Here is a 25192-nt window from a genome sequence, read left to right on the forward strand (position 1 = left end):
ACTTAGATGAAAATCTAGGTCCTTTTATTTTGTCTGTATGTGCCGGATTATGTGACACCGCCACATATCCAGTAGTTTTATCCGGCACTTGCAGGTCCTGATCACATCGGACCAATAGCGGTCCCGCCCTCCAGATCGAACGGGATGGTGGTCATGGTTTTCCTTGAGGGATTTTTAAGAGTGAGCAGGCTTAGAATCAGCCGATGCCATTCGATAAAGCGGGGATTCCATGAAAATCAAAAAAACCGAAGCGTCATCAGAAGGAAAGACCGGCGCCTTGCGCGCAAAATTCCCTGGGCAGCCCAAAACACAGATTGATGATCAAGGAAAACTGGCCGTTCAGATCACTGCCTGGGTTCCGAACGGGAAAGATGGCTCGGATCAACACCAGGTGGTGCTGACGGACGGCGATATCGAAAGGCTGCTCACTTGTCTTGCCAATCCAGGCGATGCGGATACGGTAAAGGCCGTGAGCAAGCTCATGAGAGAAAACCTTAGAAACACGCTTCGGCTAGTTGCGCTTGGCTCTGGAACTGCTTTGGTGGATTAATGTGATCGGATGTCTTCGATAACAGCACGCATTCGCTCGTGGTCGGTCTCTGATATTCTTCTTGTTGCTCTTGATCGCTCGAATCGGCGAGCCATCAAGAGCAACAAGGGAAATTCATGGTCCATGAGCCAGTCACTATTCACACCCGCGACGGCGCATGCTGCGTGCATGTCATGTCGCCCAGTCATGGGGGGCCTTGGCCAGCGGTAATCTTCTACGCGGATGCGGGCGGCATCCGACCAGCGATGTTCGACATGACGCAGCACCTCGCAGACGCGGGCTACATGGTGTTGCTGCCGGATCTTTTCTATCGTTACGGCCCTTATGGGCCGTTGGTGCCCAAAGAGGTTTTCAAGGGGGATGTGGGGGCAATACTAGGCCCGCTGATGGCGACGACCAGTAACGTCAAGTCGTCGGAGGACACTGAGGCCTTGCTTGGCTATCTCGACACTCGCGCTGATGTCGCTGGCGGGAAGATCGGCGCAGTGGGTTTTTGTATGGGTGGCGGTATGGCAATCACCTCGGCAGCCACCTATCCGGATCGTTTCGCGGCGGTCGCCAGCTTCCATGGCGGCAATCTTGCGACGAGCGCGCCCGACAGCCCCCACCTGCTGGCGCCAAAATTGAAAGCTGAAGTCTATGTGGCAGGCGCAGACAACGATGGGAGCTACCCGCCGGACATGGCCGAGCGGCTTGAGGCAGCCTTGGCCACCGCTGGTGTGCGTCACTTCGCCGAAACCTATTCGGGTGCTGCGCATGGCTGGATGGTGCCGGATTTTCCGGTCCATGATCAGATATCGGCCGCGCGCGGCTGGGAGGCATTGCTTGCGCTGTTCGACCGAACTTTACGTGCTTGACGCGATCTCCATGTGATCGGCGGCCTATAGCACTAGAACCTGATTTGCATCGAAACCCCTAGGCTGGCGTCGTCTTGGCGTCCGCCGCTTGCCAGTCCACGTCGCCTCGGGTGTGCTGATAACTGATCGATCCGGAGAAGGCGTGATCGAGGCGGGGGCGCTCACGTTTGGTAGCAGTATCCGCCTGTCGGTCGAGCAAAAATGGTTCCGCTGAAAACAATGGAGTGGCAACGTGAAAATAAAGATTCTGCTGGTGTGCGCGGCCCTGTCTATGCTGTCTGCGTGTGCGGTCTATACGCCTCGCGGCTCGGTGGTGGTGGATCCCGGGCCGCATCCTGACGCAGGTACGTTCTGCCCGCCAGGGCAGGCGAAAAAGGGGAATTGCTGATAAAGCCCGCTATTTCGCAATGCCTATGCTTTATTTCCACTGTGCTGGTCGTGAAGACAAGACCGGCCCGTGCTTGGTCCTGCTAAAAAATGAGCCATATCGCTAAGATGGCCGTCAGCCAGACCTGTCCTTGCGGCCTGCCGACTTCCTATCGTGACTGTTGTGGTCGCTGGCACTATGGGGCCTTGCGGTTGCGGGCGCCCGACGCGCAGGCCTTGATGCGGTCGCGCTATTGCGCCTATGTGCTGGATGAAATCGACTACCTGTTGCAGACCTGGCATCCGACGACGCGACCAGCGGCGTTGACGCCCAATGAGCCGGGGACAAAGTGGCTGGGGCTGGAGGTGCGCCGTCATGATCGTCAGGATGCGGATCACGAGACTGTGGAGTTCGTCGCCAGGGTCAGGGTCAACGGCCGCGCGTCCCGCATCCACGAAGCCAGTCGTTTCGTGCGCGAGGCGGGTCAGTGGCTATATGTGGATGCGCTGCCCGATGCCTAGTGCGCCCCCGCCGCGCCGCCTGCGCCATGATTCGCTGTTTTCGGACGGGCCAGCCAGATCAGCCCGATCAGGATCAGGAAGATGAAGGTCGAGGCATAGAAGAAATCCGCAGCGGACATGGTGTAGGCCTGCTGATTGATGACCTGATCCAGCAGCGCCGCGCCGTGCAGCGGATCGACGCCCATGTTCTGCAGGCCGCCCATGATGTGATCGAAGGCGGGTTCCCCCGGTCGGGCGATTTCGGTCAGGCGGGCATGGTGCAGGGTCGCGCGGTCGCCCCAGATCGTCGTGGTGATGGACGTGCCGAAGGCGCCGCAGACCAAGCGGACGAAATTCGTCAGGCCGGCGGCCGCCGGGATGCGATCCGGGCGCAGGCCGGACAGAGAAATCGTCGTCAGCGGGATGAAGAACGTCGCCATGGCGGCGCCTTGGATGAAGGTCGGCAGCATGACACCGAACAGATCCACATTGGTGTTGTATTGCGCCCGCATATAGCTGATCAGGGAAAAGATCAGGAAGGCTACGGTGGCGATGATGCGCGGATCGTGGCGGGCCAGCATCTTGCCCACCACGGGCGACAGGATGATGGCCAGGATGCCCACAGGTGCAGCCGCCACGCCGGCCCAGGTGGCCGTGTAGCCCATGGTGCTCTGCAGCCACAGGGGCAACAGCACGACGGTGCCAAAGAACACGCCATAGGCGATCGACAGGGCGATGGTGCCGGAGGTGAAATTGCGCTGGGCAAACAGCGTCAGGTCCACGACCGGGTGGGCGGCTGTCAATTCCCAGATGACGAAATAGATGAAGGCGACGACCGACACGATCGCCAGAATGCAGATCAGCGGGCTGGCGAACCAGTCCAGATCCTTGCCCTTGTCCAGCATGATCTGCAGAGCGCCGACCCAGACCACCAGCAGGAACAGGCCCATGCGGTCGATGGGCAGCTTGTAGCGTCGCGAATCGCGGGATTTGTACACCTGCCAGGATGCCCAGGCGGCCAGCAGGCCGATGGGCACGTTGATGTAAAAAATCCAGGACCAAGCATAGTTGTCTGAAATCCAGCCGCCCAGCAGCGGCCCGGCAATCGGCCCCACCAGAATCGTCATGGACCATAGGGCCAGCGCCATGCCGGCTTTTGCTCGGGGGTAGCTGGCCAGCATCAGCGATTGGGACAGCGGAATCATCGGCCCGGCCACAGCGCCCTGCAGTACGCGAAAGAACACCAGGGATTCAAAGGACCAGGCGAATCCGCACAGCCAGGATGTCAGGACGAACAACAGCGTAGCCAGGACGAACAGTCTCACCTGGCCGAAGCGCTGGGTCAGCCACCCGGTCAAGGGCACCGTGATGGCGTTGGCCACCGCAAAGGACGTGATCACCCAGGTGCCCTGGGTGGTGCTTACGCCCAGATCGCCGGCAATGGTCGGGATCGACACATTGGCGATGGAGGAATCCAGCACGTTCATGAAGACCGCGGCGGATACGGCGATCGTGCCCAGGACGCGGGCGCTGCCTTCCAGGGGCGGATGGCCGGCTTCGGGCGGTCTGGCAGGCGCGGGCGGCGGCGCGCCTTCGTCCAGCGTGGTCGTGCTCATGAGGCCAGATTTTCCTGAATGATGCGCTGAATCAGCGTGTCCGCCTCGGCCGGGTCATGGTCGTAGACCGAGGTGTTCAATGCGCTGGCGGGCGCGGGCTGGACAGCCTGATCCGGTGTGGAGGAAAGGTCGATCTCCACCGTCATCGACAGGCCCACGCGCAAGGGATGATCCTGCAGTTCCTTGGGGTCCAGCGCGATCCGCACCGGCACACGCTGGATGACCTTGATCCAGTTGCCGCTGGCGTTCTGGGCCGGCAGCAGGGCAAAGGCGCTGCCGCTGCCTGCCGACACGCCGACGACCGTGCCGTGATAGGTGAATTTGCTGCCGTACAGATCGGACACCAGGGTGGCTTTCTGGCCCGGTTGCATGGCGGGCAGCTGGTTTTCCTTGAAGTTGGCTTCCACCCACAGGCTGTGCAGCGGCACGATAGTCATCAATGGCGTTCCCGGCTGGATGCGCTGACCTAATTGGACGGAGCGCTGCGCGATCATGCCGCCCACCGGGGCCAGCACGCGGGTGCGAGCCTGTGCCAGCCAAGCCTGACGGACCTGATCCGCAGCCTGCAGGACGTCGGGGTGCGTGGCGACCGTGCTGCCTTGGGTCAGCGCCTGGTTGGTGGCCAGTTTGGCTTTGGATGCCTCCAGTCCGGCGCGGGCCTGAGCCAGGCCGGCCTGGGCGGATTTCGCCGCTACCTGGGCGTGCAGCAGTTCTTCGCCGCTCACCCCGCCCGAGTCGCGCAATGTATTGCGTCGCTGCAGATCGTTTTTGGCTTTGTGCAGCAGGGCTTCGGCTTGCTCGATGGTGGCTTGGCCAACCGCGACTTCCGCTGCCAAGGCGTCGTTTTGCACGAACAGCGTCTGCGTGTGGCGCACGGTCTGGGCCAGAGCGGCTTCGGCCTGGGCCAGAGCGAGATCGGTGTCGCTGTGGTCCAGTGTCACCAGGTGGGCGCCTTGCGCAATCGTCTGTGTATCGTCGGCGTCGATGGCAACCACGGTGCCAGGGATCTGGGCGCTGACCGAGACCAGATTGCCGTGGACATAGGCGTCGTCCGTGGATTCGTAGTGCGAGGCGAAGATCATCCACCATAACCCATACAGCAGGGCGATCAGGATGAACACGCCGGTGACGCCCCACATCAGGCGTTTGCGGATCGGGTGGGCTTGTGAGGTGCTTGCGGTCATGATGGCTGAAACTTAGTCGATGAGGGTCGAAGACTGAGGCGGAAGGGCTGCGTCGGCAGCGGCGGGCGTTTGGTAGCCGCCGCCCAGGGCTGTCGCCAGCTGCACGTCCAGCACATAGGCGCGGGCACGCAGATCCGTGGTCTGCACGGTTTGCTTGAGCGCCTCGCTTTGGGCCTGCAACACCTGCACGAAGTTGCCCAATCCGGCTTTGTAGCGGTCCAGTGCGACGTCGTAGGCGGATGTGATGGCTTTCAGGCTGGCTTCCTGGTGATGGATCTGCTCTTGCAGGGAACGAATGGAGGCGCTGGCGTCGGCGACCTCGCGCAGCGCGCCCAGCACGGTCTCGTTGTATTGCGCGATGGCTTCGTCGCGGGCGGCTCGGCGGCCCGCCAGCTGGGCGTTCAGGGCGCCGGCATTGAAGATAGGCAGGGTGATGACAGGGCCGGCGCTGTAGTTTTCGCTGCTGCTGCGCACCAGCTTGTCCATGCCCAGGGACAGGTAACCGGCGGCCGCCGACAGATTGATGTTCGGCAGAAAATCCGCCTTGGCGGCAGACACTTCCGCCCCTGCGGCCCGGGCCTGCAGTCGGGCGGCTACGATGTCGGCGCGGCGCCCCAGTAGGGCCATGGGCATATGTGCGGGGACGCCGGCGGGCAGCGCATATTGCGTCTGTATGGATAGTGCCGGCAGTTGTTCGGGGGCCAGGCCCAGCAGAGCGGCCAGCTGGTGATGCAGCAGCGCCACATTGTTATGGATCTGGCTCAGCTGCACCTGGGCGGACGAGACGGCGGAATCCGCCTGGTCCACATCCACCTGGATGCCCAGGCCGTTCTTGTAGCGGTCCCGGGTGATGTCCAGGGCTTCCTGCAGCTTGCCGACGATGGATTCGATCGCGGCCGCCTGGGCCTTGGCGTCCTGCAGCTGGAAATAGCTTTGTGCTACTGCCGAGACCAGCAAGGTGCGGGTCTGCTGGCCGATGGCCTGGGCGGCGGCGGCGCGCTGACCTGCGGCGGCTGCCAGGGTGCGCTGTTTGCCCCACAGGTCCAGGTTGAAGTTCAGCTGCAGCGTCAGGCCGGTGTCGCTCTGGTATGAGCCAGCCAGAGGGGGCGGGTAGATGTAGTTTTCGCTGAGCCGTTCGCGGGTCAGGTGGTAATTGGCGTTGATCTGGGGCCATTGCACGGCGCGCGCGCCCCGGGCTGCCGCCTGCGCGGCACGGATACGGGCTGCTGCCGCTTGCAGGGACGGACTGGACTGCAGCGCCTGATCGATCAGGCGGTTCAGTTGCGGATCCTGGTAGCGGGTCCACCAGTCGTCCTGGGGCCAGGCGATCGCCTGGTCGGTTTGCAGCGCCAGGTGTTCGCCTGTCAGGGCGGAGACGGCCGGTGCGCCGGGGTCCATAGGCGCGCAAGCCGATAGAGACAGGACGAGCAACAGGGGGATGAGCGGTTTCATGCTGACAAAAAGCTGAAAGTAATTGATTGGGTCTGTATCTGACTAGGCAATTATAAAACGAAAAAAAGCTGATTCACGCACTGACATCAGGGTAGATAGAGACTTTTTTCAGGAGGCGGTAGCTTCGCTGACTTGTTGCAGCACTTGTTCGCCGTTGTGGATCATGCGTTTCAGCAAGGCCAGCAGCATGCGGATTTCGTCTTCGGAAAACCCTTGCAGGTGCAGGTTCAGCGCATCGGCGATGATGGGCAGGATCTGTTCCGTCAGCGTACAGCCGATGTCGGTTAGCGTGACCTTGACCACGCGGCGGTCTTCGGCGATGCGATCGCGACGCACAAAGCCTTTGGTTTCCAGGCGGTCCAGCATCCTGGTCATGGCGCCGGTATCCACATTCATGGTGCGCGCCAGTTCTGCTGGGGTGTCGATGCCTTTATAGCGGACGAGTAACAGCGGTCGCCATTGATTGGCCGTCAGGCCCAGGGGCATGGTGCGCAGATCGATGACCCGGTGCATCAGGACATGCAAGTGCCGGATCAGCAGGCCGATATTGCGGTCTGCCGTCAGGTCGCCGGGGCTGCTGTTGTAAAAACAGCAGGACAGACCGGCGACGGAGGCCGGATCCAGGGGGGGCGATGACGGAAGCACGGGATCTTGCATGTTAAAATTCTACCCCAACAATATCTGACTAGGCAACTAATCATGCAGGACCTTTCGCGCCGCCTGTTCTGGACTGGATTCATACTGGCGGGGCTGGGGGCGGTGCTGTTTTCCGCCAAGGCGATTGTCGCCAAGCTGCTGTACCTGCAGGGTGTCGATGCCTTGGATGTGATTGGTTTTCGGATGCTGCTGGCCTTGCCGTTCTTTGCCGTGGTGGCCGTGTATCAGGCGCGCCGCGCGCGCCGAGGGCTGATCCCCCGGCTGAACTGGCGCGATGGAATTCGCATCTTCATTCTGGGCTTCATCGGCTATTACCTATCCAGTTTCCTGGATTTCCTCGGTCTGCAATATATTTCAGCCGGCCTGGAGCGGCTGATCCTGTTCTTGGCGCCGACCTTCGTGCTGCTGATTTCCGCCTGGTTTCTGGGCAAAACCATTTCGTCGCGCCAGTGGTTGGCGATGGCCTTGGCCTATGCGGGGGTGGCGCTGGTATTCTGGGGCGATCTGTCCATTGCGGGCGATCACGTCATTCTGGGATCGGCCTGTGTGCTGGGGGCGGCTTTTTCCTATGCCATGTATCTGATCGGTTCGGGGGAACTGATCGAGCGGGTCACGGCGACGCGGCTGGTGGCCTACGCAATGACGGTATCTGCCGGGGTGACGATGGTGCATTTTTTTCTGGTCAAGGGGCTGGCCGGTCTGGATCAGACTTGGCCTGTTTATGGTTTGTCTTTGATCCACGCAACGGTCAATACCGTGATTCCGACCTTCATGATCATGTGGTCGGTGGCCCGGATCGGTGCGCCTTTGACGGCTCAGCTGGGTTTGCTGGGGCCGGTGTCCATTCTGTTTCTGGCATGGGCATTTCTGGGTGAGCCGATCACGGTGCTGCAGGTGGCGGGCACTGTGTTGGTGGCGGCGGCTGCAGTCGTGCTGGGCCGGCGATCCCCAGAGGCGGCATCGCCTCGCGTCCGCTCCGGCAGGGCCTGATCAGGACAGGGCGCTCAGTCCCTGGAGGTCATGCTTTCCTCGATTTCGTCACGGTGCACGTCATGCGTGATAAAGCCGGTGCTGTTGTCGGGCATGGACAGATAGTGCGGATGGGCCAGGGTGTTGCGGATGTCCTGCAGGCCGCTGGCCCAGTGTTCGCGCATCGTCGCCGGGCCGAACTGGAAATCCCGAAAGTGCTGCTCGTAGGGTTTATCACGGTAGATCAGATGGATCACGTTGCTGCGGGCGCCGCTGGCCAATTCGGCCGCCTGACGGCAGGCAGGGTCCTGATCCCGCAGGGCCTCGGGAACTTGATCCAGCACCTGGCGCAGCAGGCGTTGCATCTTCCTGTGCGCGCGCATCTCCTCGGTGACCATCCGTGTCCGGCTGGAATAGCGGATGTCCTGGATGCGGTCGCCCACCTCGCTGATGCTGCGCGGCACAGGGCCGCGCGCCGACCATAGGTCCACCTGGAACACCAGGGTGTCGCGTTCCGGGCGTTGCTGCAGCACCTTGGCCAGCGGCGTATTGGAAACCAGCCCGCCGTCCCAGTAGTATTCGCCATCGATTTCGATGGCGGGAAAGGCCGGGGGCAGGGCGCCGGAAGCCATGAAGTGTTCCGCCTGCAGGCGGATCTTGCGATTGTCGAAATAGGTGAAATTGCCGGTGCGCACATTCACCGCTCCGACTGAGACATGCAGGCCGCCATCATTGATGCGATCAAAATCGCATAGAGATTCCAGGGTGTCCTTCAGGGGACGGGTGTCGTAATGGCCTACGCAGCCGGGGTCCAGGCTGGCCGCCAGAGCGGCAGGTGGAAAACGTGGGTGGAAAAAACCCTTTTGCCCGACCATCAGGGCGCTGCCGGCATGCATCGCCCCCATGAATTGGCGTGCCAGGTCGTTGATCTGGAACAGGCTTTGCTCCATCAGGGCATTGGCCCCCGGGCCGACATACGGCTGGCAGATGAGGTTCCAGAATTCCTGCAGCCGCTCGACGCGTTTTTCCAGGGGATTGCCGGCGATGATGGCCACATTCAGCGCACCGATGGAGATGCCGGCCAGATCGGTCAGCAGGATGCCGGCGTTGTTCAAGCCTTCATAGACGCCGGCCTGGTAGGCGCCCAGCGCGCCGCCGCCTTGCAGCACTAGCGCGCGGGCGGCGTAGGCTTCGTGGGCGGCCGGGATGGGGGATTCAGTCTTGGGCATGAGAGTCGGCCTTGAGTGAGTGCAGAAATGCTTCGATCAGCGTACCGCGATAGCGGCTGCGATGCAGCACGATGGACAGGCGCCGGTCCAGATTCAAAAAGGGCGTGCGCAAGACCCGCAGCCGACCGGTCGCCACAGCGTCCAGTGTGGCGGCGTAGGGCAGGCAGGCGATGCCCAGGCCGGCGATGACCGCCTGCTTGATGGCCTCGATCTGCCCCAGCTCCAGCAGGATGCGGCCCGGCGGCAAGACGGTCAGCGCTTGTTCGCTGAGGTTGCGGGTGGCGGAACCGCGCTCTCGCAAGATCCAGTGGGCGTCGGCGAAATCCTGGGGCTTCAGTCGGGCGCGCCCGGCCAGCGGGTGCGAGGGCGCGGCACAGACGACCAGCGCGTCGCTGCGCCAGGGCAAAGTTTCCAGCCGGGCATGGTGGACGGGGCCTTCGACGCAGGCAATATCGATGGCGTGATCCAGCAGCATGCTGGTGATCGCGCGCGTATTGTCTACGGTCAGATGCAGTGCCACCATGGGGTGTTGGGCCACGATGGGGCCCAGAAGTTCCCCTACCAGATAATTGCCCACGGTATTGCTGGCGCCGACGCGCAAGGCGCCGCTCAATCCCCCCTGCGTATCGGGATGGCGGCGCTGCATGTCCTGCAGCCGTTCCAGGATTTCGCGGGCCAGCGGCAGCTGTTCGGCGCCCTGAGCATTCAGGTGCAGACGCCCGCGCTCGCGGTCGAACAGCGTGCTGCCCAGCTGCCGTTCCAGCTCCGCCAGCGCCATGCTGACGGCGGGCTGCGTCAGATGCAGCTGTTCCGCTGCGCGGCGCACGCTGCCGGTGGCGGCCACGGCATCGAAGACTTCCAGCTGGCGGATGCTGAGTCCGATCATGGCGGCGTTTCCCAGTCCTTACAAGCAACGGGTATTGTAGGGCGTGCTGTTGATGCCATCAATTTTATTTATAGATACAGTCATGATTACTGAATTTATTGATTGAGTGGCATCCCCTAGAATGCGGATCGACATCTAACCCCTGATGATTTGCTTATGCTGCCGATCTCCGCTGTACCCAGTCCTCTTCCCGCTGCAGGCGGGGTGGCCGTTCCGGATCTGGCCGACGGCTGGCCGCGCACGCCCTCGCGCTGGTACGGGATTGCCTTGTCGGGCGGGCTGGCAGTGGTGGCCTGGCAATTGGGGCAGTGGTTCCCGCTGATCGGCGGGCCGGTCATGGGTATTCTCCTGGGCATGTTGTGGCGCAATCTGCTGGGTGTGTCTCCGGTGTTCGTGCCGGGCATCGGTTATAGCAGCCGTCAGGTGCTGAAATGGTCCATCATCGGCCTGGGGTTCGGGCTTAGCCTGGGGCAGGTCGTGCAGACCGGGGCCTCATCCCTGGCCGTGACGCTGGTGACGCTGTCCACGGCCTTTGCGGCTGCCTGCTTGCTGGGCCGCTGGCTGGGCTTGACCGGCCACCTGCGCACGCTGATCGGGGTCGGGACCGCCATCTGCGGGGGGTCCGCCATTGCTGCCGTGGCCCCCATCATCAAGCCCGATGATCACGATACGGCGCTGGCGATATCCACGATCTTTCTGTTCAATGTCGTCGCGGTGCTGGTGTTTCCGCTTTTGGGACACTGGATGGGTTTGAGCGATGCGGGCTTTGGCCTGTGGGCCGGCACGGCCATCAACGACACCTCGTCCGTGGTCGCCGCCGGCTACAGCTACAGCACCGCCGCGGGTGATATCGCCACCATCGTCAAACTGACGCGTGCAACTTTGATCATTCCCATCTGCATCGGTCTGGCCTTATGGACGGCCTGGCGGGCACGTCACGCGGAAACCCGCGTTTCGTTGGCGCAGATCTTCCCCTGGTTCATTCTGTGGTTTCTGCTCGCCTCTGGCGTCCGGTCCCTGGGAGTGATCCCCGAATCGCTGCTGGCCTTCCTGCATCTGGGGGCGCAGTTCCTGATCATCATGGCGCTGACCGCTATCGGCCTGTCGTCCGACCTGCGCCGCATGGCGCTGGCGGGCGTGCGCCCGCTGTTGCTGGGTCTGGGGGTGTGGGTGGCGGTGGCTCTCAGCAGCCTGGCTGTCCAGTGGGCGATGGGCAGCCTCTGATCCGCCGGCGCCGGTGGGGCCGGCCTGTTGTTCGTCTTACAGCATCGAGAACCAGGAACCGGAGTCCTTGGTGATGGCCACGCCCACGATGTAGGCGAAGATGGCGATGGCGATCAGGGCGGCTGTCAGACGCCCCCGGGTGGTGCGGCCGCGCTTGATGGCGATGGCGCCCACGCCGATATAGGCGATCAGCAGCACGATCTTGGTCAGGATCCAGGGCTGGTTCGGGCCGATGATCGCCGCCAGGATCACCCCGCACGTCAGCAGCACTGTATCGACCACGTGCGGCAGGATGCGCACCAGCCGATGCTGCAGCAGCGCCGAGCCCGTCACCGACCAGTAGGCCCGGATGACGAACAGGATGATGCTCAGGCTCACGGCAGTGACGTGCAGGTGCTTGATGGGGAAGTAGTAGTCGGTCATGGGCGGTGTGCTTGGATAAGGGTCGAGTGAGTCGGCGCCAGTGTAATGGATCGGGCTCAGGCGGCCTGGATGGGCTGCAGCTGCCAGCCGCCGCCGACGCCTTCCAGGACCAGTTCAGCCCCGTGATGGCGGCGCAGCGTGCTGCGGTGGCCGACGCTGATGATCCGGGTGCCGGGCAGCTGTTCGCGCAGCAGCCGGTACATGGCGTCCTCCAGGCCTTCGTCCATGGCGGAAGTCGCTTCGTCCAGGAATGCCGCGTCCGGGCGGGCGATCAGCAGGCGGCCGAATGCCAGACGCTGCTGCTCGCCCAGCGACAGGATGCGGCTCCAGTCGTCCTCGATGTCCAGCTGGTCGTGCAGATGCCCCAGCTGCACCAGATCCAGAATGGCCTCGTCCTGGCCGGCGGGCGCCTGATCGACCGGCTGCGGATAATGCAGCGCCTGGCGCAGGGTTCCCAGGGGCAGATAGGGCTTTTGCGCCAGAAACAGCGATGCGGATTCCGGGCGGATGATTTCCCCGGATCCGTAGGGCCAGATGCCGGCGATGGTGCGCAGCAGCGTCGTCTTGCCAGAGCCCGACGGCCCGCGCACCAGCACGGGGAGAGCGGGCTCGACTTCCAGGTCCAGGTTCTTCAGCAGCGCATGGCCGTCCGGGCGGCGGACAGTGAGGCCGTGCAGCGCCAGGCGTGCGCCGTCCTGGCGGGTGTCCGGCAGCACCATCTGGCGGGCGGCGTCGATGGTGGCATCGAAACCGGTCAGACGGTCCAGGGTGGCGCGATATGTGGCGAAGCTGTCGTACACGTTACGGAAGAACGAAAGATTAGCCTGCAGCTGGCCGAATGCCTGTGCGGTCTGGATCAGGTCGCCCAGGCTGATTTGCTTGGAAAAGAAGCGCGTGGCCTGGATGATGAAGGGAAAGACGACGGCCGTCTGGGTGACGACGAAATTGAAGCCCAGGAATTTCAGCGACCGGTAGATGATGTCCCAGGCATTGCCGATGACTTCGGCGAACCAGTGGCGCAAGGTGCGGCCTTCGACGCGCTCGCCTCGGTAAAACGCGATGCTCTCGGCGTATTCCCGCACCCGCACCAGGGCGTAACGGTAGTCGGCGTTCAGTTTTTCATTCAGGAAATTCAGGCGGATCAGGGGCTTGCCGATCCAGATGGCCAGCAGCGTCGCCAGAAAGACATAGATAAAGACCAGGAACACCATGGCCCGGGGGATTTCATAGCCCAGCACGGTCATGGGGCCCGACAAGTTCCACAGGATCAGGGTGAAGGCGATGGTGGACACCACGGCGTTGATCAGCCCGACGGCCAGGGTCATGGACGTGCTGGCGAAGCTGGTGATGTCCTGCTGGATCCGCTGATCCGGGTTATCGGCCAGGTGATTGAGCGATTGCGAACGGTAATAGGCCTGCTGCTCCATCCAGCGGCTGAGCAGGCGTTCATTCAGCCATTCGCGCCAATGTACGACGAAGGCCTGCTGGACATAGAAATCGAATAGGGATCGGACCACGTGCACGGCGGCCAGCAGCGCAAACAGCAGCATGGCGGCCCAGAAGCCCGGCGAGTCCAGCGCTTGCAGGGCGCTGTACATCGTGTTGTACCAATTGGAAAACAGCACATCCAGGCGCACGGCGCCCAGGGTCAGCAGCAGGATCAGGGCCACGCCGGCCAGAGGCCGCCAGTTGCGGCGCGGCGAAAAGAAATCCGCGCTCAGGCGCCAGAATTGATCCCCCCAGCGGGTGAAGCGCCGCAGGCACCAGACGGCGGCGATGCCCGCCAGGATGGTCAGCACATAGGCCTTGGCCAGCCACAGGCCGCTGTCGATCAGGATGTCTTGCCATGCCATGGATGTACTTGTCCTATCAGAAGATCCGCGCTGCCGCCCGGCTACGAGCTGGGATTGTATGTTGGATGGCTGAAGATCAAAAAGGTTTCTTCATTCCCAGCCGCTTCGCCAGTTTGTGCAGATTGCTTGCATCCATGTCCAGCGCCTTGGCGGCTTGGGCCCAGTTTTCCTCGGCGGCATCCAGGGCCTGACGGATCGCCAGGCGCTGACAGTCGTCCACCGTGGTGCGCAACGGCGGGATTTCATCCAGCGCGGGGGGCGTGACAGGGTCGCCGGCGGGCGGGGAAGGCGGGTCGGCAACTACTGCGTCCAGCGGGCTGTCAGGATCGGGGGGGATATCCAGATCCAGCAGTTCCGCCTCGATGGTCAGCACCTGATCGCGCGAAGCGCCCCGGCTGAGGGTTTTCAGTGCGGCCCGGCTGATCACGTGCTCCAGTTCGCGGACGTTGCCCGGCCAGGGATATTGCTGCAATGCCCGCTCGGCCTCGTAGGACAGGCGCACGCCGCGCAATCCCAGGCGCGCGCGGTTGAATTCCAGGAAATGGCCCGCCAGGATCAGGATGTCGCGGCCACGGTCGCGCAGCGGCGGGATGGGGATGGGGTACACCGACAGCCGGTGATAGAGATCAGCCCGGAACAGGCCGGCCTGGGTGTTCGCCTTCAGGTCGCGGTTGGTCGCCGCGATGATGCGCACGTCGGTCTTGATGGTCTGGTCCGTCCCCAGACGCTGGATCTCGCCGTTTTGCAGCACACGCAGCAATTTGGCCTGCAGGCTCAGCGGCAATTCGCCGACTTCGTCCAGAAACAGGGTCCCGCCCTGGGCGGCTTCAAAACGCCCGGGCCGGTCAGCCGTCGCCCCGGAAAACGCCCCTTTGACGTGGCCGAACAGCTCGCTTTCCGCCAGGGATTCGGGCAAGGCCGCGCAGTTCACCTGAATCATGGCTTGCCGGCTGCGGCGCGAATGGCGGTGCAGGCGCCGGGCGAACAGCTCTTTGCCCACTCCGGTTTCCCCCAGCAGCAGGATGGGCAGGTCGGAGTCGGCGACCAGATCCAGCTCGTTCAACAGGGATTGGATGGCCTCGCTGTGGCCCAGGATTTCCGTGGTTTCGCCGATGCGTTCGATGCCTTGCTGCGAAGTACCCAGTTGGCGCAGGCGGCGGTTGTCCCGTTCCAGGTCAGTCACGCGCACGGCGGCCTGCAGAATCAGTCCCAGCTGCTGCAGCCGGGCGCGGGCGGCTTCATCGAAGGTGCCGGTGGTCAGGGCGTCCAGGGTCATGATGCCCCAGGGGCGGTCTTGCTGATGGATCGGCACGCCCAGGCAGTCATGCACAGGCAGGGGCGAACCCTTGCGATCATCCAGCAACCCGTCGTAGGGGTCGGGCAGCACGCTGCCGGGGTCGAACCAGGTCGGTTCCTGGCGTGACAGGATGGCGGCGAAGCGGGGATGCTGGCCGACCACGAAGCGCCGCCCCAGGGCTTCGTGCGCCAGACCGGATGCGGCCACCAGGTGCAAGGTGTCATGGCTGTCGAGCATCAGCAAGCCCACGGCATCGCAGGCAAAGGCCTGTCGAATGGCAGTAGCGGCTCTTTGCAGCCGTACGCCGTCGGGCAGTTCGGTCGTCAGGTCAATCAGTAGTTGGGTTTCCATGACGGTAATTTAAACCATGTAAGGGTGATTTTTACCCCATCAGGGATGGTGAAATTAACCCTATTTGATCTACATCAGTGTTTTCCCTAGGTTTATCAGTTGGCACGATTCTTGCTTGATTACTGATGAAGTGAAAAAGGGAGCGCCCTCCGGCGCTGATTCTCGAATCTCTCGGCTGCAGAAGGAGCGCAGGATGGGTGAGTATAAGAAGTTATGGTGGACGCTCATCGGCGTCCTGGTCGTGTCATTTGGTGTCCTGGGGTGGATGGGCAAAGAGGTCTATCAGCAGGCGCCTCCGATCCCGGGGCAGATCGCGACGGCCAGTGGTCAGGTCGTCATGACCGAGGAACAGATTCTCGATGGTCAGGTCGCCTGGCAAACGGCGGGCGGCATGACCGTGGGTTCGATCCTGGGGCATGGGGCCTATCAGGCGCCCGACTGGACGGCGGATTGGTTGCATCGCGAATTGACGGCCTGGCTGGATCTGGCTGCGCAGGAACGCTTCGGGGTGAAATTTGATCAGCTCGATGGCGACAATCAGGCAGTGCTGCAGCGGCAGCTGAAGAACGAATATCGTAAGAACACCTACGATGCTGCGACTGATACTGCCATTGTGTCTGATCGCCGTGCGCAGGCCATTGCCCAGACGGCTTCCTATTACGACAAGCTCTTTGGCGATGATCAGTCCTTGCGCCAGAGCCGCATCCATTTCGCTATGAAGGAAGCCACGCTGCCCACGGCTGAAGCCCGAGCCCGTCTGGCGAATTTCTTCTTCTGGACATCCTGGGCGGCCGCCACAGAACGGCCTGATACGACGGCCACCTATACCAATAACTGGCCTCACGAACCGCTGATCGATAACGTTCCGACCGCAGAAAACATCATCTGGTCGATCATGAGCGTGATCATCCTGATCGCCGGGGTAGGCTTGCTGGTCTGGGCATGGGCTTTCACGCGCAAGGAAGAGGAAGAACCCGCCGCCCCGGCGCGCGATCCAATTCTGGGTATGGCGTTGACCGCTTCTCAACACGCGTTGGGCAAATACCTGTTCCTGGTGGTCGCCCTGTTCGTCTCCCAGATATTCATTGGCGGCTTCACCGCGCACTACACCGTGGAAGGCCAGACCTTCTATGGCGTCAATGTGTCCGAATGGCTGCCGTACTCGCTGGTGCGCACCTGGCACATCCAGGCGGCGCTGTTCTGGATCGCCACGGGCTTTCTGGCGGCCGGCCTGTTCCTGGTCCCCATCCTGAATGGCGGCAAGGACCCCAAACACCAGAAACTGGGTGTCGATATCCTGTTCTGGGCGCTGATCCTGGTGGTGGTCGGTTCCTTTACCGGCAACTTTGCGGCGATTGCCCACCTGATTCCCCAAAGCTGGAACTTCTGGCTGGGTCACCAGGGCTATGAGTATGTCGAACTGGGCCGTCTGTGGCAGATCGGCAAGTTCCTGGGCATTGTGTTCTGGCTGGTCCTGATGCTGCGCGGTATCGTGCCGGCGCTGCGTCAAAAGGGCGACAAGAACCTGCTGGCGCTGTTCAGCGCCTCGGTGGTCTGCATCGGCCTGTTCTATGGCGCCGGTCTGGCCTACGGCGAAAAGACCCACATCACCATCATGGAATACTGGCGTTGGTGGGTGGTTCACCTGTGGGTCGAGGGCTTCTTCGAAGTATTCGCCACCGCTGCCCTGGCTTTCATCTTCTGCACCATGGGGCTGGTATCCAAGCGGGGCGCGACTTCGGCCAGTCTGGCCGCCGCCGTGCTGTTCATGCTGGGCGGTACGCCGGGCACCATGCACCACTTGTATTTCTCGGGTACTACCACGCCGATCATGGCTATCGGGGCTTCGTTCAGCGCGCTGGAAGTCGTTCCCCTGGTCGTATTGGGGTATGAGGCCTGGGAAAACTGGCGCTTGAAGGCCCGCGCGCCCTGGGTGGAAAGCCTGCACTGGCCGCTGAAGTTCTTCGTCTGCGTCGCCTTCTGGAATATGTTCGGCGCCGGGGTGTTCGGCTTCATGGTCAATCCGCCGGTTGCGCTCTACTACATCCAGGGTCTGAACACGACCGCCGTGCACGCGCACGCCGCCCTGTTCGGTGTCTATGGCTTCCTGGCGCTGGGCTTCACGCTGTTCGTGCTGCGCTACATCCGTCCGAACATGCAGTTCAACCACGGCCTGATGAACACCTCTTTCTGGTGCATGAACATCGGCCTGGTGATGATGATTGTGCTCAGCTTGCTGCCGATCGGCCTGATGCAGTTCTACGCCAGCGTCAGCGTCGGTACCTGGTGGGCTCGCGGCGAGACCTTCATGCAGCAGGACATCCTGCAGACCCTGCGCTGGATGCGCACCTTCGGCGACGTGGTCTTCATCGTCGGCGGTCTGGGTGTCATGTGGCAGGTGGTGACGGCCTTGTTCGGCACACAGTCTGCGACTGCAGTCGACGCCGATCTGGCTGCGCAACGCACCTGATCATCGTTGTCTTGCAACAGGGGGCCCGAAGCGGGCCCCCGCTCGGACCCGCCTCGAAAGAGGCGGGTTGGGCCCAATGACTCTTAAAAATTCCCAAACTGACTTAATTAAAAAATCCAAGGATAAGAAAGATCTCAGGAAGAAAAAGAAAAAAAGAATAAAAAAAAAATAAAAAAAAAAAAAAAAAAAAAAAAAGAAAAAAAAAAAAAAAAAAAAAAAAAAAAAAAAAAAAAAAAAAAAAAAAAAAAAAAAAAAAAAAAAAAAAAAAAAAAAAAAAAAAAAAAAAAAAAAAAAAAAAAGAAAAATTAAAAAAAAAAAAAAAAAAAAAAAAAAAAAAAAAAAAAAAAAAAAAAAAAAAAAAAAAAAAAAAAAAAAAAAAAAAAAAAAAAAAAAAATTAAAAAAAAAAAAAAAAAAAAAAAAAAAAAAAAAAAAAAAAAAAAAAAAAAAAAAAAAAAAAAAAAAAAAAAAAAAAAAAAAAAAAAAAAAAAAAATAAAAAAAAAAAAAAAAAAAAACCTTTTAAAAAAAAAATAAAAAAAAAAAAAAAAAAAAAAAAAAAAAAAAAAAAAAAAAAAAAAAAAAAAAAAAAAAAAAAAACAAAAAAAAAAACAAAACTTTTTTTAGGCAGCCGGATCGTCGGTGGGGCCGGCGCCCGGCAGTTCCACATGCCCGCCAAAGGCATGCCGCATCGCCGACAGCACCCGATTGGCGAAATCGTCCTCGCCACGCGAGGCAAAACGCGAATACAGCGCGGCGCTGAGCACGGGCGTGGGGACGGCTTCGTCGATGGCCGCCTGGATCGTCCAGCGGCCCTCGCCGGAATCGGATACGCGGCCCTCGAAACCCGAGAGCGCCGGGTTCGCAGCCAGGGCCGTGGCGGTCAGGTCCAGCAGCCAGGAACTGATGACGCTGCCGCGCCGCCAGAGCTCGGCGATGTCGGGCAGGTTCATGTCGTACTGAAAGTGTTCCGGGTGCCGCAGCGGCGTTGTTTCCGCCGTTGCCGCGTGCGTCTGCTGCCCGACGTTGGCGTGGCGCAGGATGTTCATGCCTTCGGCGTAGGCGGCCATGATGCCGTATTCGATGCCGTTGTGCACCATCTTCACGAAATGGCCCGCGCCGTGCGGGCCGCAGTGCAGCCAGCCTTGGTCTGCGGTGCCTGTGCCGGGGCGGCGGCCCGGGGTGGATGGCAGCGTGCCTGCGCCCGGGGCCAGCGTGGTGAAGATCGGGGTCAAGTGTTCGACGGCCTGGTCGCCGCCTATCATCAGGCAGTAGCCGCGTTCCAGCCCGGCGATGCCGCCGCTGGTGCCGACGTCCACGTAGTGGATGCCCAGCGGCTGCAGCAGGGCGGCCCGCCGCAGGTCGTCGTGGTAATGGGAATTGCCGCCGTCGATGACGATATCGCCCGCCTGCAGCAGCGGAGTCAGTTCGCCCAGTACCCTGTCGACGGCGCCTGCCGGCACCATCAGCCAGATGGCGCGCGGCGCGGCCAGCGTCGCCACCATGGCTTGCAGGGATGAGGCGCCGGTCGCCCCCAGGGCGGTCAGGGGGTCGATGGCTGCGCGGCTTTGGTCGTATACGACGCAATCATGGCCGCCGCGCAAGAGCCGGGTAGTCATATTGGCGCCCATGCGCCCCAGTCCGATCATGCCGATTTGCATTGCGTATGTCCTGTTGTTCCGGGTGGGAGCGCGCCCGGACCGTCATGGTCATGCGCTGCCGCGGGCTCAGGACCGGATAGGCTGGGTCGGCCGGATTCCGTTTCTGGCGGTGAGCGCCCCCAGGGTGAATGTCAGCAGCAGTGTGGGCAAGGCACTGCCGTAGTCCGGTGCCCATTGTGCCAGGGAATGAAAGCAGACAATACCCAGCAGCCAGATCAGCGCAGGGGCGGCGTGGATGCTGCGCGGCGTGTCGCTCAAGCGGCCGGCCTGTAGGCCGGTCCGCCCCAGGATCGTGCCAAACAGGGGCACGAAGACCGAGCTGAGCGTCAGCAGAAAGGGTTCGAGCGACTGCATGGGCAGCACCATGGCCAGCGCCATCGACAACACGGCCAGCAGCATGCCCCAGGTCTTCAAGCTGAAGCGCGGCAGCAGGCTGTGGCTGTTGACAGACCCCGAATAGAGATCACCGTAGGTGTTGTCCAGTTCGTCGATCAGGATCAGGCCCAGGGCCAGCAGGCCGCCTTGCGCCATCAGCAGGGCGCTGACCATATCGGTGTCCGGTCCCGTGACGGTGATGACCAGCACCCCCAGCGCGTAGCACCAGATATTGGCCAGGGTATAGCCGAACCAGGTGCCGGCCAGCGCGCCTTGGCTGCTGCGGCCGTGGCGTGCGTAATCGGCCACCAGCGGCAGCCAGGACACGGGCATGGCGATCACCAGATCCAGGGCCTGAAAGGTATTCATGCTGCCGTCGCCTGCCCGTTGCCATAGGCTTTGCACGGCATCTGCGTCCAGCTTCAGACCGAATTGCACGCTCAGCCAGATCAGCGAGAGCACGACCAGGGGCAGACCGATGCGGCTGACGATGCGCCGCACCAGCGTCACCATGGACCCGCGCAGCAGCAGCAGGACGACCAGCCCCCAGAACAGGGTGGGCAACACCAGGCCGACATCCAGCTCCAGTGCTTGCTGGCTGATCGCACGAGTGCCGTCGCGCATGATGACCAGCTCGAATGTGGCCCAGCCGACCAGTTGCACGACGTTCAGCAGAACCGGCAGGCGAGCGAAGCGCTGGCCGTAGACCGCGTGGATCAGGCCGGCGCTGGAGAGGCCGCTGTCGCAACCCAGCCGTGCGACCCAGGCCAGCAGCCCCGCCCCCAGGATGGATCCGGCGATCACGGCAGCCATGGCGGCTTGCGTGCCCAGAGCCGGGACCAGATAGGCGCCGACCTGGATGACCAGCAGCCCCACGCCCAGGCTGAACCAGAGCGACATGTGATCGTGCCAGCCGAAGACGCGCTCGACGGCGGAATCGGGCAAGTACCCTGCGGACGGCGCGGAAGCGCTGGCGGGGGCTGAGGGGGAAAGCGGGGTTTGGTTCATGATGCGCCTGTCTGTCTAGATGCAGGAAGCAGGCGCACGCAACGGAAAGCCGTCGCCGTGGCGAGCTGCTTTCCTGCGCGAGGATTATCTCAATCAGGTTCGAAGGGACTGTCTCAGCCGCCGTGGCGGCACCCCTAGCGAGGCTCGAAAATGGGCAAAACGGTCCCTATTGTACGCTCAGTCGTGGTGCACGATCTCGAAGCTGAGCCGGCCTTGTGCGTCGCGGCCTACTGAATACCCCAGGTGCTCGCGGATGCTGTTGTCCGGGTGGAAGGTCAGCACGACAGGCTTGATGTGTTCCAGTTCGGCTTCCTGGATGTATTCCGAATTGGCGATGATGACCTCGTCGCCGCGTTGGCAGGTGCGGGCGGCTGCGCCGTTCAGGATGCAGCAGCGCGAACCGCGTTCGCCATAGATGACATAGGTGCTGATGCGGGCGCCGGAGCTCTTGTTCCAGATGTCCACGAATTCCATGGGCAGGATGCCGGCCGCTTCGCAGTGGTCGGGGTCCAGGGTGATGGAGCCGTGGTAGTCCAGGTCGGCCCCGGTGACGCGGATGCCGTGCAGTTTGGCGCGAACGATTTTCCTCATTGTGGTTCCAGAGAGCGAAATTGAGCAGGCCGTATTCTAGCGCGTTGCAGTGCAGCATCCGCTGCCGGCGCCCAGCGCTGTGCTGCTGCGCACGGTATCGGCCAGACGGTGCTGAAAGCGTGCGGGAAAACCTGCCCGCTCGGCAGCCGGCAGCAACAGATCCAAGGATATGGCTTTCTCTGCCGCGTAGCGGCGCGGCGCGTCCAGGGCGGTTTCCAGGGCATTGGCCAGATCGGTTGCAAGGATTGTGTTGCATTGCAATAAGATCAGCGCGTGAACCAGACCGATCTGGCGCTCGTCCTGTTGTGTGACCGTTTGCCCGGCAGGCAGGCGTCGCCACCACTGCGCCGTCCCGGCAATCTTGCGGGCGGGGGACCCGATTGCAAGGTTGTAGCGCCCGTCGCAGAAGGACCCTTCCACTGCCTGGGCATGCGTCTCGATGCCGAAAAACAGCAGCGCGGTGGCGATCAGGCCGCACAGATGTTGATAGAGCGCTTCGGAATGGTCCAGCGGGCGGCCCTGAAAAACCTGGGCCAGGCTGATGTTCAGGATGCCGGGCCCTTGGGGGACGATGCCGCCGCCCGATTGACGGACCTGGATGGGCCACCCTTGGGCGGCAAAGGCGGTTTGCGCCTTGGCAAACCCTGGCCGCGCGGCGTAGGTGCGCGGCACGACCAGGCCCTGGGGCGCTTGCCAGAGACAGGCGACCGGCCCGTCGGCAGCTTGCGCCAGCAGGGCTTCGTCGGCCAGCGGTCCGCTGTCGGGGCCGGGGTCCAGCAGACGATAGTGCGCAGTCTGTAGCAGCGCCATCAGTGCAGCTGGGTGGCGGCGAAAGTCTCGTCGTCCATGAACAGGTAGCGGATGGCGTCGATCAAGCCCAGTACCGCGGCCAGCGGCACGAAGATCCAGGCGATGAGCAGAAAGCCCAGACCCCAGCCGATCTGCCCCAGAAAGAAGCGGTGCGCCCCCAGCCAGCCCAGGAAAATAGCCAGTACGATGGCGATGCGCCGCTGGGATGTCGGTTTGCCCAGTGATTCGCGGTGCGACCCCAGGATCCAGATGCTGGCGGGGACGGTCAGCAGCAAGGCCAGCAGGACTTTGCCGCTGTGGATCTGCAGGTAGCTGCCGATGACGGTGAACAGTTCATCGAAATTGCGGATCAGCACACCGGTCAGGCTGGAGATCCAGGTGAATATCTGGCCAAAGGCCGCTTCGCCAAAGCTGAGCGCCAGCAGGATGACGACAAAGATGGCAGCGATCAGAATGATTTTTTTGAACATGGCAGCAGCCGGTATCTGGAATCGATCCGCCTGCGGCGGAGGGCCGCAGGCGGTCTGAACCGTCATTCTATCGGGATTGCCTGTCGTCAGCGCGCCGTCGCCTGATGAATGGCATGGTCCCATTGCGCCAGGTGTTCCGCCGCCTGGTCGCGGGGCATGGCCGGATCAAACTGGCGTTCGATGCGCCACAAGGATTCCAGTTCCTGCAGATCAGCGTAGACGCCGATCTGCAGTCCTGCCAGAAAGGCTGCGCCCAGGGCAGTCGTTTCCACCATGGTGGGACGCAGCACCGGGATGCCCAGCAGATCGGCCTGAAACTGCATCAGCAGATCGTTGACGCAGGCGCCGCCGTCCACCCGCAGGGCTTGCAAGGGGCTGGCGCCCGCAGCCTGGGCATCGCGGCTCATGGCCTGCAGCAGGGCGGCGCTCTGGTAGGCGATGCTTTCCAAGGCGGCGCGGGCAATGTGCGCCATCGTCGTGCCCCGGGTCAGCCCGGTGATGGTGCCGCGCGCCTGCGGGTCCCACCAAGGAGCGCCCAGGCCGGTAAAGGCGGGTACGAACATGACTCCGCCCGAATCGGGCACGCTGCGGGCCATTTCCTCGATGTCGCTGCTGCGCGTAAAGGCGCGTAGCCCGTCCCGCAGCCATTGGACGACTGCACCGCCGACAAACACACTGCCTTCCAGCGCATAGGCGGGCTGCTCGTCAATCTGCGCCGCGCTGGTCGTCACCAGGCCGTTTTCCGATACCTGGAACTGTTCGCCGGTATGCATCAGCATGAAGCAGCCGGTGCCGTAGGTGTTTTTCGCCATGCCGGGGCGAAAGCAGGCCTGGCCGAACAGGGCGCTTTGCTGGTCGCCGGCGACGCCGCAGATGGGGATGGCATGGTCCAGGATGTCAGGCGCGGTCAGGCCGAAGTCGGCGGACGAGGGCAGAATCTGCGGCATCATGGCCGCCGGGATGTCCAGGCGGTCCAGCAGTTCCGTATCCCAGGCGTTGCGGTGCACGTCCATCAGCATGGTGCGGGCCGCGTTGCTGACATCGGTCAGGTGGCGCTGGCCGCCGGTCAATTGCCAGATCAGCCAGCTGTCGATGGTGCCAAACAGCAGGTCGCCGGCTTGGGCGCGTGCGCGTGCGCCAGGCGCCTGATCCAGAATCCACTTCAGCTTCGTCGCTGAGAAATAAGCATCCACGCGCAGGCCGGTGCGCTGCAGGATGGTGGCCTCCAGCCCCTGAGCCCGCAGTTCGACGCAAGTGGGCTCGGCGCGCCGGTCCTGCCAGACGATGGCGTGGTGGATGGGCTGGCCGGTGTGGCGGTCCCAGACCACCGTGGTTTCGCGCTGGTTGGTGATGCCGATGGCGCGGATGTCGCGGGCGGCGACACCGGCCCGGTGCAGGGCTTCGCGCATCGTGTCACGCTGCGTCTGCCAGATTTCGGTTGCGTCGTGTTCCACCCAGCCCGGTTGCGGATAGTGCTGGGCGAATTCGCGCTGCGCCAGTCCGACGATGCGGCCCATGCGGTCGAATACGATGCTGCGGGTGCTGGAAGTGCCCTGGTCCAGGGCAAGCAGATACGTCATGAGAAATCCTCGGGGGCGATCACACACTCGACTTCGGCGGCTTTCAGCAGGCCGGGGAAGGGCTCGGGGGGACGGGCATTGGTGAACAGCCGGTCGATCTGGGACAAGTCCCCCACCCGCACCATGGCGGGTCGATGGAATTTGCTGACGTCCGAGGCCATCCAGACCTCGCGGGCTGATTGCATGATGGCCTGCGAGACTTTCACCTCGCGGTAATCATAGTCGCGCAGCGTGCCGTCTTCCTCGATGCCAGATATCCCCATCAGGGCGATGTCGACGCGAAACTGGCGGATGAATTCGACTGTGGCTTCGCCCACGATGGCCAGATCTCGCGGGCGCACATTGCCGCCCGCCAGAATGACCTCGCAGCCCGGCTGATGTCCCAGCGTATAGGCCACATTGATGTTGTTGGTGATGATGCGCAGTCCCGTGTGTCCGGTCAGCGCGTGAGCGATGGCTTCGGTGGTGGTGCCGATGTTGATCATCAGCGAGCAATCGTTGGGAATCTCACGGGCGATGGCCTGGGCGATGCGCTGCTTGTGATCGGCGTGCAGCTGTGCCCGCTGGCGGTAGGCAATGTTTTCCGTGCTGGATGTGGGCAGGCGCGCCCCGCCGTGAAAGCGGATCAACTGATTGTCTTCGGCCAGGCGCTGCACGTCGCGCCGGACGGTCTGGACCGTGACCTGCAGGTGGTTGGCCAGGTCTTCCAGGCTGGATGATCCGGCGATGTGCAGGTGTTTGAGCAGGCGGATCTGGCGCGGGTTGGGACTCATGATGTCAATGGAAGTTCGAACGAAAAGACTGTACAACGAAACA

22 protein-coding genes and 1 riboswitch are annotated in these 25192 nt (G+C 62.0%); of the genes, 6 read left to right on the top strand and 16 right to left on the bottom strand.

Going from position 1 to position 25192, the window contains the following annotated elements:
- Positions 1-229 precede the first annotated feature (229 nt).
- The 3 genes from VDP79_RS08795 to VDP79_RS08805 all read left to right on the top strand — a co-directional run bounded on the left by VDP79_RS08795 (position 230) and on the right by VDP79_RS08805 (position 2295).
- Entirely contained in the window at positions 230-550 is a 321-nt protein-coding gene (locus VDP79_RS08795) for a hypothetical protein (RefSeq protein WP_323017836.1), read from the top strand.
- Positions 551-723: 173 nt separating this feature from the next.
- Entirely contained in the window at positions 724-1407 is a 684-nt protein-coding gene (locus VDP79_RS08800; protein ID WP_323018078.1) for a dienelactone hydrolase family protein, read from the top strand.
- A 477-nt stretch (positions 1408-1884) separates the two neighbouring features.
- A complete protein-coding gene (locus tag VDP79_RS08805) occupies positions 1885-2295 on the top strand; it encodes a YchJ family protein (protein WP_323017837.1) in 411 nt (136 codons plus the stop codon).
- On the opposite strand, the gene VDP79_RS08810 is transcribed toward VDP79_RS08805, so the two are convergent.
- The 4 genes from VDP79_RS08810 to VDP79_RS08825 form a co-directional block, all read right to left on the bottom strand.
- Positions 2292-3890 (bottom strand): DHA2 family efflux MFS transporter permease subunit, encoded by a 1599-nt coding sequence (locus VDP79_RS08810; RefSeq protein WP_323017838.1) that lies wholly within the window; start codon positions 3888-3890, stop codon positions 2292-2294. The genes VDP79_RS08805 and VDP79_RS08810 overlap by 4 nt on opposite strands.
- Positions 3887-5074 carry an HlyD family efflux transporter periplasmic adaptor subunit gene (locus tag VDP79_RS08815; protein ID WP_323017839.1) on the bottom strand — a complete coding sequence of 396 codons (1188 nt, stop codon included), beginning with the start codon at positions 5072-5074 and terminating at the stop codon, positions 3887-3889. The genes VDP79_RS08810 and VDP79_RS08815 overlap by 4 nt, the downstream gene beginning before the upstream one ends.
- Before the next feature lie 12 nt (positions 5075-5086).
- Positions 5087-6526 (bottom strand): efflux transporter outer membrane subunit, encoded by a 1440-nt coding sequence (locus tag VDP79_RS08820; protein ID WP_323017840.1) that lies wholly within the window; start codon positions 6524-6526, stop codon positions 5087-5089.
- 108 nt (positions 6527-6634) lie between these two features.
- A complete protein-coding gene (locus tag VDP79_RS08825) occupies positions 6635-7183 on the bottom strand; it encodes a MarR family transcriptional regulator (RefSeq protein ID WP_323017841.1) in 549 nt (182 codons plus the stop codon).
- Positions 7184-7225: 42 nt separating this feature from the next.
- Between VDP79_RS08825 and VDP79_RS08830 the strand changes: the two genes are divergently transcribed.
- Positions 7226-8173: a DMT family transporter gene (locus tag VDP79_RS08830; RefSeq protein ID WP_323017842.1), complete on the top strand. Its 948-nt coding sequence runs from the start codon at positions 7226-7228 to the stop codon at positions 8171-8173.
- A gap of 14 nt (positions 8174-8187) precedes the next feature.
- Here VDP79_RS08830 and VDP79_RS08835 read toward each other — a convergent pair whose 3' ends face one another.
- Both VDP79_RS08835 and VDP79_RS08840 read right to left on the bottom strand, forming a co-directional pair.
- The gene (locus VDP79_RS08835) at positions 8188-9381 is read right to left on the bottom strand and encodes a patatin-like phospholipase family protein (RefSeq protein WP_323017843.1); all 1194 of its coding nucleotides are present in this window, start codon (positions 9379-9381) and stop codon (positions 8188-8190) included.
- Positions 9368-10267: a LysR substrate-binding domain-containing protein gene (locus VDP79_RS08840; RefSeq protein WP_323017844.1), complete on the bottom strand. Its 900-nt coding sequence runs from the start codon at positions 10265-10267 to the stop codon at positions 9368-9370. The genes VDP79_RS08835 and VDP79_RS08840 overlap by 14 nt, the downstream gene beginning before the upstream one ends.
- Before the next feature lie 156 nt (positions 10268-10423).
- Here VDP79_RS08840 and VDP79_RS08845 point away from each other — a divergent pair, with 156 nt between their 5' ends.
- Positions 10424-11491 carry a YeiH family protein gene (locus VDP79_RS08845; RefSeq protein WP_323017845.1) on the top strand — a complete coding sequence of 356 codons (1068 nt, stop codon included), beginning with the start codon at positions 10424-10426 and terminating at the stop codon, positions 11489-11491.
- Between the two features lie 36 nt (positions 11492-11527).
- Here VDP79_RS08845 and VDP79_RS08850 read toward each other — a convergent pair whose 3' ends face one another.
- The 3 genes from VDP79_RS08850 to norR all read right to left on the bottom strand — a co-directional run bounded on the left by VDP79_RS08850 (position 11528) and on the right by norR (position 15415).
- Complete coding sequence (locus VDP79_RS08850) at positions 11528-11914, bottom strand: SirB2 family protein (protein ID WP_323017846.1); 387 nt, start codon at positions 11912-11914, stop codon at positions 11528-11530.
- A gap of 56 nt (positions 11915-11970) precedes the next feature.
- Positions 11971-13767, bottom strand: a complete 1797-nt coding sequence (locus tag VDP79_RS08855; protein WP_323017847.1) for an ABC transporter ATP-binding protein/permease — start codon at positions 13765-13767, stop codon at positions 11971-11973.
- 76 nt (positions 13768-13843) lie between these two features.
- Complete coding sequence (gene norR / locus VDP79_RS08860; protein WP_323017848.1) at positions 13844-15415, bottom strand: nitric oxide reductase transcriptional regulator NorR; 1572 nt, start codon at positions 15413-15415, stop codon at positions 13844-13846.
- A 193-nt stretch (positions 15416-15608) separates the two neighbouring features.
- Here norR and VDP79_RS08865 point away from each other — a divergent pair, with 193 nt between their 5' ends.
- On the top strand, positions 15609-17885 hold the full coding sequence (locus VDP79_RS08865) for a nitric-oxide reductase large subunit (RefSeq protein WP_323017849.1): 2277 nt from the start codon (positions 15609-15611) through the stop codon (positions 17883-17885).
- Positions 17886-18504: 619 nt separating this feature from the next.
- Here VDP79_RS08865 and gnd read toward each other — a convergent pair.
- From gnd to VDP79_RS08900, 7 genes are all read right to left on the bottom strand, one after another.
- Positions 18505-19542 (bottom strand): phosphogluconate dehydrogenase (NAD(+)-dependent, decarboxylating), encoded by a 1038-nt coding sequence (gene gnd, locus VDP79_RS08870; RefSeq protein ID WP_323017850.1) that lies wholly within the window; start codon positions 19540-19542, stop codon positions 18505-18507.
- Between the two features lie 66 nt (positions 19543-19608).
- Positions 19609-20925, bottom strand: coding sequence for a purine-cytosine permease family protein (locus VDP79_RS08875; protein WP_323017851.1), 1317 nt, complete (start codon positions 20923-20925; stop codon positions 19609-19611).
- A gap of 53 nt (positions 20926-20978) precedes the next feature.
- A riboswitch (TPP riboswitch) is annotated at positions 20979-21071 on the bottom strand.
- A 31-nt stretch (positions 21072-21102) separates the two neighbouring features.
- A complete protein-coding gene (gene panD / locus VDP79_RS08880) occupies positions 21103-21516 on the bottom strand; it encodes an aspartate 1-decarboxylase (RefSeq protein ID WP_323017852.1) in 414 nt (137 codons plus the stop codon).
- 36 nt (positions 21517-21552) lie between these two features.
- Positions 21553-22326, bottom strand: a complete 774-nt coding sequence (locus VDP79_RS08885) for a lipoyl protein ligase domain-containing protein (RefSeq protein WP_323017853.1) — start codon at positions 22324-22326, stop codon at positions 21553-21555.
- On the bottom strand, positions 22326-22862 hold the full coding sequence (locus tag VDP79_RS08890) for a TM2 domain-containing protein (protein ID WP_323017854.1): 537 nt from the start codon (positions 22860-22862) through the stop codon (positions 22326-22328). Before VDP79_RS08890 ends, VDP79_RS08885 begins: the two co-directional genes overlap by 1 nt.
- Before the next feature lie 20 nt (positions 22863-22882).
- Positions 22883-24376 (bottom strand): glycerol kinase GlpK, encoded by a 1494-nt coding sequence (gene glpK / locus VDP79_RS08895; protein WP_323017855.1) that lies wholly within the window; start codon positions 24374-24376, stop codon positions 22883-22885.
- Positions 24373-25149: a DeoR/GlpR family DNA-binding transcription regulator gene (locus VDP79_RS08900; protein WP_323017856.1), complete on the bottom strand. Its 777-nt coding sequence runs from the start codon at positions 25147-25149 to the stop codon at positions 24373-24375. Before VDP79_RS08900 ends, glpK begins: the two co-directional genes overlap by 4 nt.
- Between the last annotated feature and the right edge of the window lie 43 nt (positions 25150-25192).

Source organism: Castellaniella sp., assembly GCF_034675905.1.
Classification (GTDB): domain Bacteria; phylum Pseudomonadota; class Gammaproteobacteria; order Burkholderiales; family Burkholderiaceae_B; genus Castellaniella.